The organism is Adlercreutzia murintestinalis, from assembly GCF_943192905.1.
GTDB lineage: Bacteria > Actinomycetota > Coriobacteriia > Coriobacteriales > Eggerthellaceae > Adlercreutzia_A > Adlercreutzia_A murintestinalis.
On record NZ_CALPCC010000003.1, the window covers coordinates 92,013 to 109,028 of the forward strand.

17 protein-coding genes are annotated in these 17,016 nt (G+C 59.5%); 12 read left to right on the forward strand and 5 right to left on the reverse strand.

Annotation, left to right across the window (positions count from 1 at the left end):
• Positions 1 to 39: 39 nt before the first annotated feature.
• Together NFR19_RS01535 and NFR19_RS01540 are read left to right on the forward strand one after the other, a co-directional pair.
• Complete coding sequence (locus NFR19_RS01535) at positions 40 to 993, forward strand: L-lactate dehydrogenase (protein WP_251212014.1); 954 nt, start codon at positions 40 to 42, stop codon at positions 991 to 993.
• A 198-nt stretch (positions 994 to 1,191) separates the two neighbouring features.
• A complete protein-coding gene (locus tag NFR19_RS01540) occupies positions 1,192 to 1,917 on the forward strand; it encodes a B3/B4 domain-containing protein (protein WP_251212015.1) in 726 nt (241 codons plus the stop codon).
• Positions 1,918 to 1,983: 66 nt separating this feature from the next.
• On the opposite strand, the gene NFR19_RS08960 is transcribed toward NFR19_RS01540, so the two are convergent.
• Complete coding sequence (locus tag NFR19_RS08960) at positions 1,984 to 2,256, reverse strand: ferrochelatase (RefSeq protein ID WP_432762712.1); 273 nt, start codon at positions 2,254 to 2,256, stop codon at positions 1,984 to 1,986.
• A gap of 77 nt (positions 2,257 to 2,333) precedes the next feature.
• Between NFR19_RS08960 and accB the strand changes: the two genes are divergently transcribed.
• Genes accB through dxs form a run of 6 tightly spaced genes read left to right on the forward strand, consistent with a single transcriptional unit; the run spans position 2,334 to position 8,582 of the window.
• Positions 2,334 to 4,223, forward strand: a complete 1,890-nt coding sequence (accB, locus tag NFR19_RS01545) for an acetyl-CoA carboxylase biotin carboxyl carrier protein (protein ID WP_251212016.1) — start codon at positions 2,334 to 2,336, stop codon at positions 4,221 to 4,223.
• 1 nt (position 4,224) lies between these two features.
• Entirely contained in the window at positions 4,225 to 5,577 is a 1,353-nt protein-coding gene (gene accC / locus NFR19_RS01550; RefSeq protein ID WP_251212017.1) for an acetyl-CoA carboxylase biotin carboxylase subunit, read from the forward strand.
• Positions 5,574 to 5,924, forward strand: coding sequence for an Asp23/Gls24 family envelope stress response protein (locus NFR19_RS01555; RefSeq protein ID WP_251212018.1), 351 nt, complete (start codon positions 5,574 to 5,576; stop codon positions 5,922 to 5,924). Before accC ends, NFR19_RS01555 begins: the two co-directional genes overlap by 4 nt.
• Positions 5,925 to 5,928: 4 nt before the next feature.
• Positions 5,929 to 6,378: a transcription antitermination factor NusB gene (nusB, locus tag NFR19_RS01560; RefSeq protein ID WP_285813424.1), complete on the forward strand. Its 450-nt coding sequence runs from the start codon at positions 5,929 to 5,931 to the stop codon at positions 6,376 to 6,378.
• Entirely contained in the window at positions 6,371 to 6,712 is a 342-nt protein-coding gene (locus NFR19_RS01565; RefSeq protein ID WP_251212020.1) for an exodeoxyribonuclease VII small subunit, read from the forward strand. Before nusB ends, NFR19_RS01565 begins: the two co-directional genes overlap by 8 nt.
• Positions 6,705 to 8,582, forward strand: coding sequence for a 1-deoxy-D-xylulose-5-phosphate synthase (gene dxs, locus NFR19_RS01570; RefSeq protein WP_251212021.1), 1,878 nt, complete (start codon positions 6,705 to 6,707; stop codon positions 8,580 to 8,582). Before NFR19_RS01565 ends, dxs begins: the two co-directional genes overlap by 8 nt.
• A 50-nt stretch (positions 8,583 to 8,632) precedes the next feature.
• Here dxs and NFR19_RS01575 read toward each other — a convergent pair whose 3' ends face one another.
• Both NFR19_RS01575 and NFR19_RS01580 read right to left on the reverse strand, forming a co-directional pair.
• Positions 8,633 to 8,971, reverse strand: a complete 339-nt coding sequence (locus NFR19_RS01575; RefSeq protein WP_251212022.1) for a P-II family nitrogen regulator — start codon at positions 8,969 to 8,971, stop codon at positions 8,633 to 8,635.
• Positions 8,972 to 8,983: 12 nt separating this feature from the next.
• Complete coding sequence (locus NFR19_RS01580) at positions 8,984 to 10,255, reverse strand: ammonium transporter (protein WP_251212023.1); 1,272 nt, start codon at positions 10,253 to 10,255, stop codon at positions 8,984 to 8,986.
• Positions 10,256 to 10,440: 185 nt separating this feature from the next.
• Here NFR19_RS01580 and NFR19_RS01585 point away from each other — a divergent pair, with 185 nt between their 5' ends.
• From NFR19_RS01585 to NFR19_RS01595, 3 genes are all read left to right on the forward strand, one after another.
• Positions 10,441 to 10,689: a TIGR03905 family TSCPD domain-containing protein gene (locus NFR19_RS01585; protein WP_251212024.1), complete on the forward strand. Its 249-nt coding sequence runs from the start codon at positions 10,441 to 10,443 to the stop codon at positions 10,687 to 10,689.
• 96 nt (positions 10,690 to 10,785) lie between these two features.
• A complete protein-coding gene (locus NFR19_RS01590) occupies positions 10,786 to 12,009 on the forward strand; it encodes a threonine/serine exporter family protein (RefSeq protein ID WP_285813425.1) in 1,224 nt (407 codons plus the stop codon).
• Between the two features lie 69 nt (positions 12,010 to 12,078).
• Complete coding sequence (locus tag NFR19_RS01595) at positions 12,079 to 13,272, forward strand: bifunctional 3,4-dihydroxy-2-butanone-4-phosphate synthase/GTP cyclohydrolase II (RefSeq protein ID WP_251212026.1); 1,194 nt, start codon at positions 12,079 to 12,081, stop codon at positions 13,270 to 13,272.
• Positions 13,273 to 13,328: 56 nt separating this feature from the next.
• Here NFR19_RS01595 and ahcY read toward each other — a convergent pair whose 3' ends face one another.
• Positions 13,329 to 14,591, reverse strand: coding sequence for an adenosylhomocysteinase (ahcY, locus tag NFR19_RS01600; RefSeq protein ID WP_251212027.1), 1,263 nt, complete (start codon positions 14,589 to 14,591; stop codon positions 13,329 to 13,331).
• 152 nt (positions 14,592 to 14,743) lie between these two features.
• Here ahcY and NFR19_RS01605 point away from each other — a divergent pair, with 152 nt between their 5' ends.
• A complete protein-coding gene (locus NFR19_RS01605) occupies positions 14,744 to 16,054 on the forward strand; it encodes a glycosyltransferase family 2 protein (RefSeq protein ID WP_251212047.1) in 1,311 nt (436 codons plus the stop codon).
• 104 nt (positions 16,055 to 16,158) lie between these two features.
• On the opposite strand, the gene NFR19_RS01610 is transcribed toward NFR19_RS01605, so the two are convergent.
• Complete coding sequence (locus NFR19_RS01610) at positions 16,159 to 16,902, reverse strand: ComF family protein (protein ID WP_251212028.1); 744 nt, start codon at positions 16,900 to 16,902, stop codon at positions 16,159 to 16,161.
• Positions 16,903 to 17,016 lie beyond the last annotated feature (114 nt).

Genomic DNA, 17,016 nt, shown 5'->3' on the forward strand with positions numbered 1-17,016 from the left:
GACTGCTAGGCAACGTGGATGCGAGAAAGGCGCACGAATATGCCAGAGAAGATCAAAGGCCGCAAGGTCGCCATCATCGGTTGCGGTTTCGTGGGAGCGACGAGCGCGTTCGCCTTGATGGAATCGGGGCTGTTCTCAGAGATGGTCCTCATCGACGTCGACCAGGACCGGGCAGAAGGCGAGGCGCTCGATATCTCGCACGGCCTGGCGTTCGCCCGACCCATGGATATCAGCGCGGGCTCGTATGCCGACCTTGCGGATGCGGATGTGGTCATCGTGACCGCGGGCGCTTCGCAGAAACCCGGCGAGAGCCGTCTTGACCTGGTCAGCAAGAACGTCGCCATCTTCGAAGGGATCATGGCGCAGATCAAGGAGAGCGGTTTCAGCGGCATCCTGCTCATCGTCTCCAACCCGGTGGATATCCTGACGCACGTTTCCATCCAGCTCTCCGGGCTTCCCGCGCAGCGCGTCATCGGCTCGGGCACCGTGCTCGATACGGGCCGCTTGAAGCAGATCATCAGCCAGCGGCTCGGCGTCGATCCGCGCAACGTGCACGTGCGCATCTTGGGCGAGCATGGCGACAGCGAGCTGATCGCCTGGTCGAGCGCGCATGTGGCGGGCATCCCGCTCGAGGACTTCTTCAACATGCGAAGCGCAGGGTCCTACGAGCAGTTCCGCTCTGAGGTCAGCAGCCTCGTGCGCAACTCGGCCTATGAGATCATCGACAAGAAGAAGGCCACCTACTTCGGCATCGCCATGGCCATCAAGCGCATCTGCGAATGCATCGTTCGCGACGAGAAATCGGTTCTGTCGGTATCCAACTCCATGCAAGGGGAGTACGGCATCGAAGGCGTGGCGCTCTCTACGCCATGTGTGCTCGGTAGCGACGGCATCGAGGTGCGGATGCCGCCTTCGCTGAGTTATAAGGAGCAGGCGCAGCTCAAGGCATCGGCCGAGCAGCTCAAGGAGGTCATCGCCGGGCTCGATCTGTAGGATCAGCAGCGCTTCGGCGGCGTCTTCGACATCTTCGGCATCACCATCGGCACTGCCATCCTTCGTCGAAGTGTGGTATATTCACCCCGTACAGAGACCTGCCGCCGGGTAGGAGAGCACTCGTTTGATGCGTATCGTTAGGCCTTTGAAGACGCGCATCGGATGGGTGCTTTTTGTTTGTGAGCGAAAGGAGGCCGCATGAAGCGGTTCATAGCGGAGGATTCGTTCTGGGAGCTTTTCCCAGATGCGAGCATCGGCATCGTGGTGGCGCATGGAATGCAGTCGGCCGATCAGGTGAGCGATGAGGATGCGAAGGCTCTTCGGCAAGCGCTTGCGCAGGCTAATGCAGCCGCCGATCAGCACCTGACATCGAATACCATATCCCAGAACCAGGTGGTAGCGGTATGGCGCGATGCCTACCAGCGGTTCAAGACGAAGAAAGGCGCGCGCTGTTCGGTGGAGAACCTGCTGAAACGCGTGCTCAAGGGCAATCCGGTCGGATCCATCACGCCTTCGGTCGATCTGTACAACACCATTTCCTTGAAGTATGCGCTGCCAGTGGGCGGAGAAGACATCGAGGCTATGCAGGGCGACATCCGCTTGGGCATCACCGAGGGCGGCGATGCGTTTCGTGCGCTCGGTGAAGACGAGGATGCGCCGACGCTGGAAGGCGAGCTGTGCTACCGCGACGATGCGGGTGCCATTTGCCGCTGCTGGAATTGGCGCGATGGCCAGCGTACCGCGCTGACCGATGAGAGCCAGAAAGCCTTCCTCATCATCGAATCGGTCGATCCGGCCCGCGCAGCTGACCTGCAGGCCGCCGTTGATGAGATGGCGCATCTGGCCGAGCAGCATCTGGGCGCCACCATCTTCGCCAAGCATATCATCACGCGCGAGGATCCCAGTCTGGTCATCGACGAGTGAGCAGATGGTGCAAAGGGCATACGCGCGCTGCAGGTGGATGCGCGCGAGGATATTATAAGAGCCTTGCTAGCGTAGAGTGCGTCTTGCCGAGGACGATTGCGATAGTGGGGTGCGTGCTTTGCGAATAGAGGGCAACGCGAGCACCTCTGTGCAACAGCGCTCTTTAAGGTCGCGCAGGACACTTTCGATGGAAGGGCTGCCATAGCTCATAGCATGCTGCACCACCTCGTCTGAGTCTGCTGCGTTTAGATGAACTTGGAGCTTCTGGGTAAGCGATACTATGCCCGTGATCTGTGGGGCTTCAGAGCGGAATGGTCGCTCATTCATGCATTTTGCCATCGTGCTGCTCTGCGGCAGTGCGCATACTCTATAATAGTTGTTTCGGACTTTGACGTAGGTACAAGGAGGTGCGCAACTTGGCCAGACTTCAGATCATGGACACCACGATCCGCGACGGCCAGCAGAGCCTTTGGGCCACGCGCATGCAGCTGGGAGACATGCTGCCCATCCTGCCTAAGATGGACAAGGTGGGGTATTGGGCTATCGAGGCATGGGGCGGTGCGACGTTCGACTCGTGTTTGCGCTTCTTGGACGAGAACCCCTGGGAGCGTTTGCGCTCCATCAAGGCGAACACGCCGAATACGCCGCTCGCTATGCTCTCGCGCGGCCAGAATCTGGTGGGGTACAAGCATTATTCGCGCGATATCGTGTTTCATTTCATACAGTGCGCGCATCGCAACGGCATCGAGGTGTTCCGCGTGTTCGACGCGTTGAACGACATTCGCAACGTGGTGGACAACGCCGAGGCCATCAAGGAGTGCGGCGCGCATTTCGAGGGCGCCATCAGCTACACCATCAGCCCCGTGCATACGCTCGATAGCTTCCTCGAGTACGGCCAGCAGCTCAAGGAGCTGGGAGCCGACTCTATTGCCATCAAGGACATGGCGGGCATGCTCACGCCGTACCGCACCGAGCGCATGGTGAAGGCGTTCAACGCCGAGATCGGGTTGCCGGTGCACATCCATTGCCACTATGTGGGCGGCATGGCTCCGGCGAACATCATCAAGGCAGCTGAGGCGGGCGCGGCCATCGCCGATACGGCCCATGCGCCGCTCGCGTTCGGCAATAGCCATCCGGCAGTTGAGATGATCGTGGCCGCGTTCCAAGAGAGCCGCTACGATACCGGGCTGGATCTCGGGCTGCTCTTCGAGATATCGGAGTATTGGGAAGAGATCCGCAAGCGCAACCACTACAAGCGCGGCGTTTCGTCGCTGACGCATATGAAGGTATACAGCCATCAGGTGCCCGGCGGCATGATGAGCAACCTGATGAGCCAGCTTGAGGTGCAGAAGGCAACCGAGCGCTTGCCCGAGGTCATGGCTGAGATCCCGAAGGTGCGCGCTGAGGTGGGCTATCCGCCGCTGGTGACCCCGCTGTCGCAGATCGTGGGCACGCAAGCGGTGTTCAACGTGCTCACTGGTAAACGGTGGAGCGTCATCAGCAAGGAAATGAAAGACTACATCTGCGGGTATTACGGCAAAGCGCCAGGACGGATGGATCCTGCGATCGTTGCCAAGGTAGCCGGGGATGCTGACATTCTCGACCCGGATATCGCTCCGGGGTCGCTTGTGACCACCACCTATGAAGAGGTGGCCGAAGAGATAGGAGACCTCGCCCACAGTGAGGAAGACGTGCTGATGTACGCGCTGTTCCCCAACGAGGCGCGTACCTATCTGAGCAAGCATCGCACGTCGGAAAAAGTTGACTTCATGTTGGAGCAAGAATCCAGCAGCACCAAGGAGGACGATTACGTGGACATCAATCAGATCCGTGAACTGGTGAAGGTTGCCGAAGAGAGCGGCGTTGGCGAGATCGTGGTGGAAGAAGAAGGCGTGCGCATCGCCGTTCGCATGCCCGGCGAGGGCGCGGTGGCACCCATGGCGGCGCCGTCGCTTGCCGCTGCTGCACCGGTCGCGGCAGCGCCTGCGCCAGAAGCAGCGCCCGCTCCCGCAGCCGAAGAGCAGCGTCCTTCCAATTGGTATGCGGTGACCGCACCCATGGTCGGCACGTATTACGAGGCGCCGGCCCCCGGTGAGGCGCCGTTCGTGCGCGTGGGTGATGAAGTGGCGGCAGGCGAGACGCTCTGCATCGTTGAGGCTATGAAGCTGATGAACGAGATCGCAGCAGAAGAGATGGGCACGGTGCGCGAGGTGTGCCTCGAGGATGCCACCCCGGTCGAATTCGGCACGGTGCTGTTCTATGTTGAGCCGCATGAGTCCAATAACGCCGTTCCGGAGCAGGCCTAACATGTTCGATAAGATACTGGTTGCGAACAGGGGAGAGGTTGCGCTGCGCGTCATGCGCGCGGCGAAGGAGCTTGGCGTGAAAACGGTGGCGGTGTATTCCACCGAAGATGAGGATACGCTGCCCGTTCGGTATGCTGACGAGGCCGTATGCGTGGGTCCGGCACCGGCCAATCAGAGCTATCTGGTCATTCCGAACATCATCGCAGCGGCGAAGAATACCGGCGCGCAGGCCATTCATCCCGGGTACGGCTTTTTGGCCGAGAACGCCGATTTCGCACGCGCCTGCGTTGACAACGACTTGGTATTCATCGGCCCTTCGGCTGATTGCATCGAGTCAATGGGTGACAAGGCAACAGCCCGTGAGACCATGATGGCGTGCGGGGTGCCTACGGTTCCCGGCTCCGATGGTGTGTGCGACACTGTGGAAGAGGCGCGAAGCTTCGCCTCGTCGGTGGGGTATCCGGTACTCATCAAGGCAACGGCGGGCGGCGGCGGCAAGGGCATGCGCGAAGTACATGATCCGGCCGATCTGGAAGCGCAGTACAAAGCGGCGCGCACCGAAGCGGGTGCTGCGTTTGGCAATGATGGCGTGTACCTGGAGAAGCTGGTGCTCAATCCACGGCATGTAGAGGTGCAGATTCTGGCGGACGATTTCGGCAACCATATCGCTTTGTGCGAACGCGATTGCTCCATTCAGCGCCGTCACCAGAAGCTTGTTGAGGAAGCACCTTCGCCAGCGCTCACGGACGATCTGCGCCGTGCCATGATGGTGGCAGCGGTCAAGGCCGTGCGCGCGGTGGATTATCGTAATGCCGGTACCATCGAATTCTTGCTTGACGAGCGCGGCGAGTTCTACTTCATGGAGATGAATACGCGCGTTCAGGTGGAGCATCCGGTCTCGGAGATGGTCACCGACACCGATATCATCAAGGAGCAGATTCGCATCGCTGCTGGCGAGCCGATCAGTTGTGCCGATCGTGCTCCGTTTGCGCCGAATGGCCATGCAATCGAGATGCGCATCAACGCCGAAGACCCCGAGAACGGCTTTCGCCCTTGTCCGGGCACCATCACGAAGTTCGTGGTGCCGGGGGGGCCAGGAGTGCGCGTGGAGACGTATGTGGGCGAGGGGGCGCGCATATCGCCGTATTACGATTCCATGGTCGCGAAGCTTATCGTGCATGGGCAAGACCGCGATGAAGCCATTGCGCGCGCTAAGCGGGCTTTGGACGAGTTCCAGATCGAGGGCATTGCCACCACCATCCCGTTCCATAAACGCGTGATGGACAATGCCACCTTTATTGCGGGAGACGCTACCACAGCCTTCATACCCAACGAGATGGGGGATCTTCTATGACGGATCAACTGAACGCGAACGGCATGAGCATCGCTCCCGGTGTGGTGGATACCATCATCGCCATTGCCGTGGAGGAAGTTGACGGTGTTGCCGGTCTCGGCCAAACACCTGGTTCTAATATCCGCCTGCGCATCGCAGGCAAGCAAGCCTCTGCGGGCATAGAGACCGAGATCACGCCGGAAGGCAAGCTGGCCATCACGCTCCATATTGACGTGAAATACGGATACGTGCTTCCCGATCTTGCTGCCAAGGTGCGCCAGGCCGTGAGCGATGCGCTGTTGGTGCAGGTGGGTGTCGAGGTGTCAAGCATCGACATCTACGTGGATGGAATCTCGTTCCAGCAGTAGGGCTATGGCACGTCAACACGAAAGAACCGCATCTCGCAAAAGCGCTGTACAGGTGCTCTACGCCGGTGTCATTCGCAACAGGCGCGCCTCTGAGTTGCTCTCGGGTGGTGAGATCCTCTGCCTTGACGATGCGCTCTCCGACTATGCGCTCATGCTGGTAGAGGGCGTGGAAGTGCACGAAGCTGAGATCGATGAGCGTTTGGAGAGCATCTCCGAGAACTGGTCGGTGGGCCGTATGCCCATCATGGATCGAACGATCCTGCGTCTGGCTCTGTTCGAGATGCTCTATGTGGACGATGTGCCCACCAGCGTTTCCATCAACGAAGCGGTGGAGTTGGCCAAGGAGTTCGGCGGCGAGGACGATAGCCCGCGCTTCGTGAACGGCATGCTCGGGCGCGTAGCGCGTCAGATGGAAGCGGGCGAGCATGGGATGGCAGGAGCAGAAGATGTCTGAGCAAGCGAAGACACCATCTTTTGATGCGGTGAAGGAGCGCCTCGAGCGCATTGCTGAGGAAGTAGCGCGGGAAGATATCGCGCTCGACGATGCGCTCACGCTCTACGAAGAGGCGGTTTCCTTGGGCCTTTCTGCGTGCGATTTGAGCGAAGCCGATTTGGTTCAAGATGCTCAAAACGAGCAAGCATCCGAAGCCGCTTCGGATGCGGCCGCGCCCTCAGAGATGAACGCTTCCGACGATGCGGTCACCGCAGTGGCCACCGAGACGGATGCGCCTGCGGCGGATGCGTCCCACGATGCCGCATCGCTGCGTCCAGGGGGCGAACTTGGCTGAGCATCGGATACTCGACTGCATCGCCTCACCGGCCGATCTGCATCTGCTCACGGTATCAGAGCTGACGATCTTGGCTGATGAGATTCGTCAGCAGATCATCGAGACCACTTCCAAAACGGGAGGCCATGTTGCCTCCTCGTTAGGTGCGGTCGAGATCATCTTGGCATGCCATAGCCTTTTGAACACGCCCACCGACAAGCTTATCTTCGACGTGGGCCACCAAGCATATGCGCATAAGCTGGTGACGGGTCGTCTGGCACGCTTTGATACGCTGCGTACGTATCAAGGCATCTCCGGTTTCCCGCGTCCTGGTGAGAGCTCTTATGATGCGCATCCGTCCGGGCATGCTTCCGACTCTCTTTCAGTGGCATCCGGTTACGCGAAGGCGCGCGTCATGAATGGCACCGATGAGAAGATCGTCACCGTGATAGGCGATGCGGCGGTGGCGGGCGGCATGGCGTTCGAGGCGTTGAACTACATCGGTACCGAACAGCTGCCCATGGTCATCATTCTGAACGACAATGAGATGTCCATCTCTCGCAATGTTGGCGCGCTGATGAAGCATTTCGGCAATCTGCGCGCAACGAACGGGTACCGGGCTGCGCGCGAGAGCATGCAGGACCGCTTGGAGTCGGGAGGTGGATTCAGCCGCGCGTTCGCTGAGCTTGGCAAACGCACCAAAGATTCCATGAAGCACATGTTTTTGCCCGAGGCGATGATCTACGAACAGCTCGGCATCGTGTGCACGCCGCCCATCGATGGGCATGATATCGGCCAGCTGCGCGAGATGCTGCGATTGGTGCTGGAGATGGATGGCCCCGTCATGATGCACGTGGTGACGAAGAAAGGGGCTGGGTACGCGCCTGCCATGGCCGATCCCGAGCGCTTCCATGGCGTGGGCTCCTTCGATCTGGAAACCGGTGAGGACGTGCCCGCTACGCGCTCAGGGCTCACGTATACCAAGGCGTTCGGTGAGGCGCTTGTGGCGGAAGCGGAAGCTGATGAGCGCATCGTCGCCATCACGGCTGCCATGGAGGGAGGCACCGGCCTCAAGGCCTTTCATGAGCGTTTCCCGGAGCGCTTCATCGATGTGGGCATCGCCGAGGAACAAGCGGTGGGCATGGCGAGCGGTTTGGCTGCGGCGGGCAAGAAGCCGGTGGTGGCGGTGTATTCCACCTTCATGCAGCGCGCGATCGATCAGCTGGTGGTGGATTGTGCTCTGCCGAAGCTCGATGTGGTGTTCGCGCTCGATCGAGCGGGCATCGTGGGCAAGGATGGTCCGACGCATCACGGCGTGCTCGATATCTCGTATGCGCGCATGGTGCCTAATCTGCGCGTGCTGGCACCCGCGGACACGCTCGAACTGAAGAGCGCCCTCAAGACCGCGTTGCGCATGGGCGGTCCGTTTGCGGTGCGCTACCCGCGCGCCACTGAGAAAGATATCGTGCAGGGTGTTCCTGTGGTGCTGGAGGTCGGTCGTGCGCGCGTTGTGCGGGAAGGCGCCGATGCTGCCATTCTCTCGTTCGGCACGCTGCTCAATCGTGCGCTGGAAGCTGCCGATCTGCTACAAGACGAGGGCATGAGCGTTCGCGTGGTCGACATGCGCTGGGTGAAACCGCTCGATTCCGAGGCGATCGCTGCAGCGGCGGCCACGCCGCTGGTGGTAACGCTTGAAGAGGGAACGGTGTGCGGCGGCGCTGGTGAAGGCGTGCTCGACGAGCTCTCGCGCATGGGGGCCACGCCGCGCACGCTCGTGCTGGGCATTCCCGATCATTTCATCATGCAAGGCGAGACGGCATCGCTGCTTGCCGAGATCGGGCTCGATGGTCCTTCTCTTGCTGATGCGATACGCAAGCGGCTTGCCCAGTAAAGAGCGGCGATGCTCGCGTCCCACCCTGTATCTGCGTTCTGCGCTGCGGCTTAGAGCGCTTCCGTTCCCGCTTCTCCTGTTCTGATGCGGATAACCTCTTCGATGGGACTGATGAAGATCTTGCCATCGCCCACCTCTCCGGTGCGCGCGGTCTCTTGGATGGTGCGCGCGATGTCGGTCACAGCCGCATCGTCGGCTACGATCTCGAACTTCACCTTCGGTACCATGTTGAGCAGCACTTCGGTTCCACGGAAATGCTCTTTCCAGCCGTGCTGGTTGCCGCAGCCGCTCACTTGGCTGATGGTCATGCCGGTGACCCCGCATGCGAAGAGAGCCTCTTTGAGCGATTCCATTTTCTCGGGTCGCACGATCGCTATGATTCGTTTCATGTATTGTCACCCCTAATCAAGACCGGTAAAGGCTGGATAGGCGGATTCGCCGTGCTCGGCAACGTCGAGCCCGCCCGCTTCCGCTTCGTCGTCAACACGGAGCCTGCCATGGAAGCAGAGCTTCACCAACAACCCTAGCACGATACCGCAGATGCCCACGAATACGATGGTCACCACGATGCCGAGCACCTGACTTCCCAGAAGCGCCCAGTCCCCGGTGTACAGAAGCCCTCCTGCGCCGGTCCATGACAATTCGGGCATGCAGAATAGCCCTGTCATGATCCCTCCTGCGATGCCGCCGACGCAATGACAGCCAAAAGCGTCAAGGGCGTCATCGTAGCCGAGCTTTGGCTTGAGCCACGAGATGGCCCAATAGCACAGCGGTGACGTGAGAAGGCCCATGACCAGGGCAGCCCATGCTTCGACGAAACCAGCGGCTGGCGTGATGGCAACAAGCCCTGCGACCAACCCCGTGCAGGCGCCGATGAGGGTCGGTTTGCCCACGCAGATGCGCTCCACCACCATCCAGGAGACAACACCAGCGCCGCTCGCGCACACGGTGTTCACCAGCGCGAGCGCGGCTATCCCATCGGATGCAAAGGCGCTTCCTGCATTGAAACCGAACCAACCGAACCACAAAAGCGCAGCACCCAGCGCAACGAACGGCACGTTATGTGGTCGGTAGCTCATGGCGCCGAAACCGTGGCGTCGTCCAACCAAGACGGCCAGTATGAGCGCGGTGAGCCCGGAAGAGATGTGCACCACATCCCCTCCCGCGAAATCCAGCGCGCCGATGGTATCGCCGATGAGCGACCCTTCGCCGCCCCACACCATATGGGCAAGAGGCGGATAGACGACCATCGTCCATACGACCAGAAACGCCATAACGGCGCCAAAGCGCATGCGCCCCGCAACGCCGCCGGTGATGATGGCGGTGGTGATCATGCAAAACGCCATCTGGAAGACAACGTCGGTGATGGCCGGATAGACGATTTCGCCATCAGGCGCTTGCGCCTCGGTGAGCATGTCGGTCGTGCTGGTAAGCAGCATCAGCTGGTCGAATCCGCCGAAGAAGGGATTTCCCCCGTTGCCTCCATAGGCGAATGACCAGCCGCATACGCTCCAGGTGAGCGCGACCACGCCGATCACGGCGAACACCATGATCATCGTGTTCCCAACGTTCTTGCGCCGCGTGAGCCCTCCATAGAAGAACGCAAGCCCTGGCGTCATGAGAAGCACCAACATGGTGCAAACCAGCATGAAGGCGCTTGTTCCCGCATCCATTTTGTTCCCCCTATCATCGTATCGTGTCGTTCATGCATTCCATCGTGCCACCCTTTTATCAATGCGGGAGTTGCAGCTCGTTTTTTAACACGCTCGCATACGCGATTTAACAGGTGCGACATCGTGTTGTCACATAGCGGAAACATGCGCGGTTGGCTAAAATAGAGGCACGGTAAGGAGGGAGCATGTCAGAACATATCTATACGCCCCGTGGCGTTTGCTCGCGTCAGATAGAATTCGATCTGGAAGAAGGCCGTATTCACAACGTCCGGTTTACGGGCGGCTGCGATGGCAATCTCAAGGCCATCGCCAAGCTCGTCGAAGGCAAGCAGGCATGCGAGATCATCGATCTGCTCGAAGGGAATACGTGCGGACCGCGCACTACCAGCTGCGCCGACCAGTTGGTTCGCGCTTTGAAGGCAGCGAGCGCATAGCGAATGCTGCCTGGACACACGCTCGCGTTCCATCCGATCCCTCCCTGCGTTGATGCGGAGACGATCACGCACAAGGTTCTCCCGTGCCTGCTTGACATGGGGGAGAGCATGCTCATCGCCGGTGCCGACGTCAACTTGGTCGAGTTGTTGTTGCGCCGCGTGGGTCATGCCTATGGCGCCTACAAGATGAATGTACTGGTCATCACGGCATCCATCATCGTCACCATGACGTTGCCCGATCGCCGGGAATATACCCAAACGCGGCGCATCGAAAACCCAGGGGAAACGGATTTCGAGAAGCTGGAAGCTTTGACGCAGTTGTGCATGGACTGCTATAAGGACCCGTTGCCACCCGACGAGCTGCGAGCCCGCTTCGAGCAGATTCGCACAAAGCCGTTTCCGGCCACCTCACTCTACATCGGTGGCATCATAGCTGCGTCGAGTTTCGCGGTCTTTTTCGGGGGCTCGTGGGTGGATGCGGTGATGACTGCGGTCTTTTCGATCGTGATCTGCTTGCTGCTGACCTACTTGAAGCCGATCACTCCCAATCTGATCGTGTTCAATTTCATGGCATGTGCTCTGGTGGGGCTTATGATCGGCGGTGTGGCGCATCTGATGCCGCAGATGTCGGTCGATATGGTTACCATTGGCGTCATCATACTGCTCGTGCCCGGTGTGGCCATGACCAACGCAACGCGCGATATGATATCGGGCGATACGATATCGGGGGTCATGCGCTTCATCGAAAGCTTGCTCTTGGCAACAGCCATCGCGTTGGGATTCATGGCATCGCTTTGGGTGGCGGGCCTCTCCACGGGAGAGTTCGCGTCGACGGCGGCGCCCTTGATATCGCTTGCCGCCTGCGTGCCAGCCGCGTTTGGCTTTGCGCTGTTCTTCAACGTGCGCCGCTCTTTGCTGGCGTTGGCAACCATCGGCGGAGTGTGTACCTGGGGCATCTACTTGGTCATGAACGAGTATGTGATACATGATGCGTTCATGCCCACCTTCATCGCTGCTATTTTTGCAGCAGTGCTCTCGCAGGTGGTCTCCAAGCAGTTGAAGGTTCCCGTGTCCGTCGTGTTCATCACATCGGTCATCCCGCTGATTCCTGGCCGCGCACTCTATTTCACCATGAAATGCGCCCTGCTCGGCTCGTGGACGCAATGTGGAGAATTTGCGTTGCTCACGTTACAGCCGGTTTTAGGCATCGCTCTTGGCATCAGTTTTGTATGGGCTATTGCTCGTACCTGGTCAAATTTCTGCCTGCACCGCGCCCGTGCGACTAATACGATGGACGCGGGGCAGAAAGCGGATTCATAACCGGGAACGCACAGGGTGTATCCGGTGCGGCATGCAGGTCGTTTCGCAGATACGAGCAAGGAGAGAGGCATGATCGACTACGATACTGTCGAAGAGGCGCTCGCTGAACTGCGCGCAGGACGCGTTATCTTATGTACGGACGATCCCGATCGTGAAGACGAGGGGGACATGATCTGCGCGGCCGAGTTCGCGAGCACGGAAAACGTGAATCTGATGGCGCGCGAAGCATGCGGGCTCATTTGCATGCCGATATCCAAGGAGAAGGCGGCTCAGCTTCATTTGCGCCAGATGGTGCGTGACAATACCGACAATCATGAAACGGCGTTCACCGTATCGGTGGATTACGTGGATACTACGACGGGCATCTCCGCCGAAGAGCGGGGGCTCACCGCGCGCAAGCTGGCCGAACCTGATGCGCGTCCTGAGCAATTCAGGCGCCCAGGCCATATGTTTCCGTTGGTAGCGCGCTCAGGTGGCGTGCTCGAGCGCAACGGCCATACCGAGGCGACCGTCGACCTCATGCGTTTGGCTGGCCTTCAAGAAGCAGGTCTGTGCTGTGAGGTAATGCGCGAGGACGGCCAGATGATGCGCGCGCCCGAACTCGCTTTGATGCGCGATCGCTTGGGGCTCAAGATGATCAGCATCAAGGCGCTCCAGGAGTACCGCAAGCGTCACGATACGTTGGTGGAGTGCGTAGCCCGCACGAAACTTCCCACCGTGCACGGCGATTTTGAAGCCTGCGCATACGTGAATCGCCTCAATGGCGAGCATCATGTGGCGCTGGTGAAGGGAGACATCGGCGCGGGAGAAGAGGTGCTCGTGCGCGTTCACTCCGAGTGCTTGACCGGAGATGCGTTCGGGTCGATGCGCTGCGATTGCGGCGAGCAGCTGGCAGCAGCGATGGATGCGGTGCAAGCAGAGGGGCGCGGTATCGTGCTGTACATGCGCCAAGAGGGGCGCGGTATCGGACTGGTGAACAAGCTGCGCGCCTATGAGCTGCAAGACGATGGCCTTGATACGCTCGATGCGAACCTGGCGCTGGGTTTTCGCGGGGATGAGCGTGAATACTACATCGGCGCTCAAATCCTGCGCGATCTGGGTGTGCGCACCATGCGTTTGCTGACGAATAACCCTGATAAGGTCTATCAGCTTGAAGATTTCGGCATCAGCATCACCGCGCGCGTGCCCATAGCAGCTGATCCGAACGAGTTCGATCGTCGGTATCTGGAGACGAAGAAGACTCGTATGGGCCATATGCTCTAGGAGATCGGCCCATACCCCTCGACGATGCTATGCGCTCGCTGTCAGCCGACGCTCGCTTAGACGGTGCCCACCTGCCAGGTGTTCATGTAGGCAATCTGCTCGGGCGTGAGCTCGTCGATATGTACGCCAAGCGTTGCGAGCTTGAGCGCTGCGATATCCTCGTCAATCTGTGCGGGCACGTCATAGACCTTCGGTTCCATATCGCGCGCGTGCTCGATCAGGTATTCGGAGGCGAGGGCATGATTGGCGAAGCTCATATCCATCACGTTGGCAGGATGGCCCTCGGCACCCGACAGATTCACCAAGCGTCCTTCGGCCAACAAGATGATGGTGCGACCATCCGGCATGGTGTATTCCTCCACCAACGGCTTGAGCGCTTCTTTGCGCAGAGCATGCTCTTCAAGCCACGGGATGTTGATCTCAGAATTGAAGTGGCCGCTGTTGCAGATGATGGCTCCATCCTTCATGGCTTCAAAGCACACGTCGTCGATAACGTTCAGGTTGCCCGTGACCGTCACCCAGATATCCGCCTCATGCGCCGCTTCTTCGCGCGGCATCACAGCGAAGCCATCCATGTGCGCCTCAAGCGCGGCCACTGGGTCAACCTCGCACACGATCACCCGGCAACCCATACCCTTCGCGCGCATGGCAAGCCCTTTGCCGCACCAGCCGTATCCGCTCACCACCAGCGTGCGCCCTGCGAGCAGACGATTCGTGAGACGAATGATGCCGTCAAGGGTGGACTGGCCTGTGCCATAGCGATTGTCGAAGAAATGCTTGGTCTTCGCATCGTTGACGGCGATGACGGGGTAGGCGAGTTCGCCTTCGGCAGCCATAGCAGCAAGGCGGATGACGCCGGTGGTTGTCTCTTCGGCTCCCCCGATGATGCCCGGCAGCGCATCGCGTCGGCTCTCGTGGATGCGGCCGACGACGTCGCCGCCGTCATCGAGCGTGATCTGGGGCTTGAAGTCGATCACGGCATCGATGTGCCGATAGTACGTTTCGTTGTCCTCGCCGCGGATGGCGAAGACCGATACGCCATAGTCGCGCACGAGCGAAGCGGCGGTATCGTCTTGAGTGGACAGTGGGTTCGAGGCGCACAGGCGCACCTCTGCTCCGCCCGCTACGAGGGTGCGCATGAGATTCGCGGTCTCAGTGGTCACGTGAAGGCATGCGCCGATCCGCACGCCTGCGAGGGGCTTTTCGCGCTCGAAGCGCTCGCGGATGCTTGCCAGCACCGGCATATCACGGTCGGCCCATTCGATGCGCGCCCGGCCTTCGTCGGCAAGAGCGATATCCTTGATGTCGCAATCGATCACTTTGGTTCCTTCCTCGGGTTCCCTTTGCTCCGACCCAGCATACCTCAAACTTACAATTTCGACATAATTCCTGTTCAAGGCAAGGGCAGGCAGCTATAATCGAGCCGTTTGCGTCACTTCTGCAGTTCGGATTAAGGAGAATCGTGATCGAAATGCTCGCCGAGTCGATGGCCCGGCTCTCTTTCGTTGACACGTTCAACTTCTGCGTTTTTCTTGCATTCACGTGCTGCTATACCTATCAGCTGTTCTACGTGTTCGTGGTATTGACCCGCAAAGCGCCTGTCGCGCGCGCCCAGCGCGACCATAAGTTCGCCGTGCTCATCGCAGCGCGCAACGAATCGGCGGTTATCGGGGACCTGATTCGCTCGATTCGCGCTCAGAATTATCCCGCTCACTTGATCGACATCTTCGTGATCGCCGATAATTGCACCGACAATACCGGCGAGATCGCACGCAGTCACGGCGCGCAGGTGTACACGCGCAACAATAAGGAGCAGATCGGGAAGGGCTATGCGCTCGACCACGGTCTGAAGGCCATCTGGCGCGATCATCCGCATGATGACTACGAGGCGTATTTCGTCTTCGATGCCGACAACGTGTTGGATGCGAATTACTTCCGCGAGATGAACGCGACCTTCGATGCGGGTGCGAAGGCATCTACCAGTTATCGCAATTCCAAGAACTTCGGTTCGAACTGGATATCAGCAGGATACGGCGTTTGGTTCATGCGCGAGGCGAAGTTCCTCAATCAGGCCCGTCTGACCCTGAACACCTCAGCCGCGGTCTCAGGTACCGGCTTTTTCATCGCGGCGGATATCTTGAAGGCGGCTGGCGGATGGAAATGGCATCTGCTGACCGAAGACATCGAGTTTTCCGCTTCATCCATCGCCGATGGCGTGCGCATCGCATATTGTCCCACGGCGGTGTTCTATGACGAGCAACCCACCACGTTCCGCGAATCGTGGAACCAGCGTTTCCGCTGGGCAAAGGGCTTCTATCAGGTGTTCGGGCGCTATTCTGGGCGCCTGGTGAAGGGCATCTTCACGAATCCGCGCGGATACCGTTTCGCTTGCTACGACATGCTCATGACGCTTGCGCCGGGCATGCTGTTGTCCATCATCACCATTACCCTCAATGCGGTCATCGTGGTGCTCGCTTTGACTGGCGTGATGACTACGGGCGTTGCCATCATGAGCTCGCTTTCGAGCATCTTCTTCTGTCTGTTCAACTACGTCATGTTCATGTTCGTCTATGGTGTGCTCACCACCTTTGTCGAATGGAACAAGATACACACGTCAACCGCGCGCAAGATCGGCAGCATGTTCACCTTCCCCTTGTTCATGCTCACCTACATTCCCATCGCGCTGGTCGCACTGGTGAAGAAGTGCACGTGGAAGCCTACGGCGCATACCATCTCGGTTGACGTTTCCGAATTCGCCGAATTGAAGAAGCAACAGGCTTGAGAGCGTTCGCGCGCGCCTGAGCATAACCCAGCTTCCTCAGTGCTTGAATCGCTGTGTGTCTCCAGTATGCTACCCAGACATGGCGCAAATGCAGGGAATTGCGCTCAATCAAGGACGCGACAGAAGGTGGTAGCGAACACCTGCTGGATGCCCGCGCGTCGTAGTGTGGCGGCTGCCGCATAGAGGGTCGCGCCGGTCGTGCAGACATCGTCGAGCAGAATTACGCGCGGCAAAGGCGGGATGGCGGGGCAGAGCTCGATCGCGTCAGCCATGTTCGCGAAGCGCTCTGCGCGCGTGAGGGCACGTTGATCGATGCTTTTGGGGCGCTCTAACAATCCAAGACAATCGCATCCCAGCATAGCGGCGGTAAGATTGGCGAGTTCGCGAGCGTGATCGAATCCGCGTCGCCTCATCGAGGCTTTCGTGTCGGGTACGAAGGTGAGCGCGCTGGGTTGGTCAAGCCATGCGGGCGGCACGCATAAGGCGATGCTCTTCGCGATCGTGCGCGCGAGACGCCGCTCTCCTTGATCCTTGTAGGTTTTCACGATCCTTCGCGTGGCGTCATCGGCGATGAAGGTGCTGGTCAGACCGTCCAGGGGAAAGCGCGACAGATTCGCAGCGGCGAGCACGGTAGCGTTGCATTCGGTGCATTGGACGCGCCCGTAGGGGGCACCGCATGTTGGACAGGCCAGGCACTGGTCGATAGAGGGCAGCTTACGCGCGCAGTCGGCGCAGAGCAGCTCTCCGGGCACATCGCATACCGCGCAGCGCGTCGGCCAGATCGTCTCGGCCGCCACATCCGCTGCGAAGGCGAGCGCGGTTCTCAGTTTGAGGCGAAGATCATCCATGCATCGATCATAGCGTTGCTCTCTGGTGTGGATGACGCATGGGTTTGGACGAAATCTGACGTGCATCTGACGTATAATGCACAGATGACTTCCCGGGTCTGTAGCTGCGGGGCG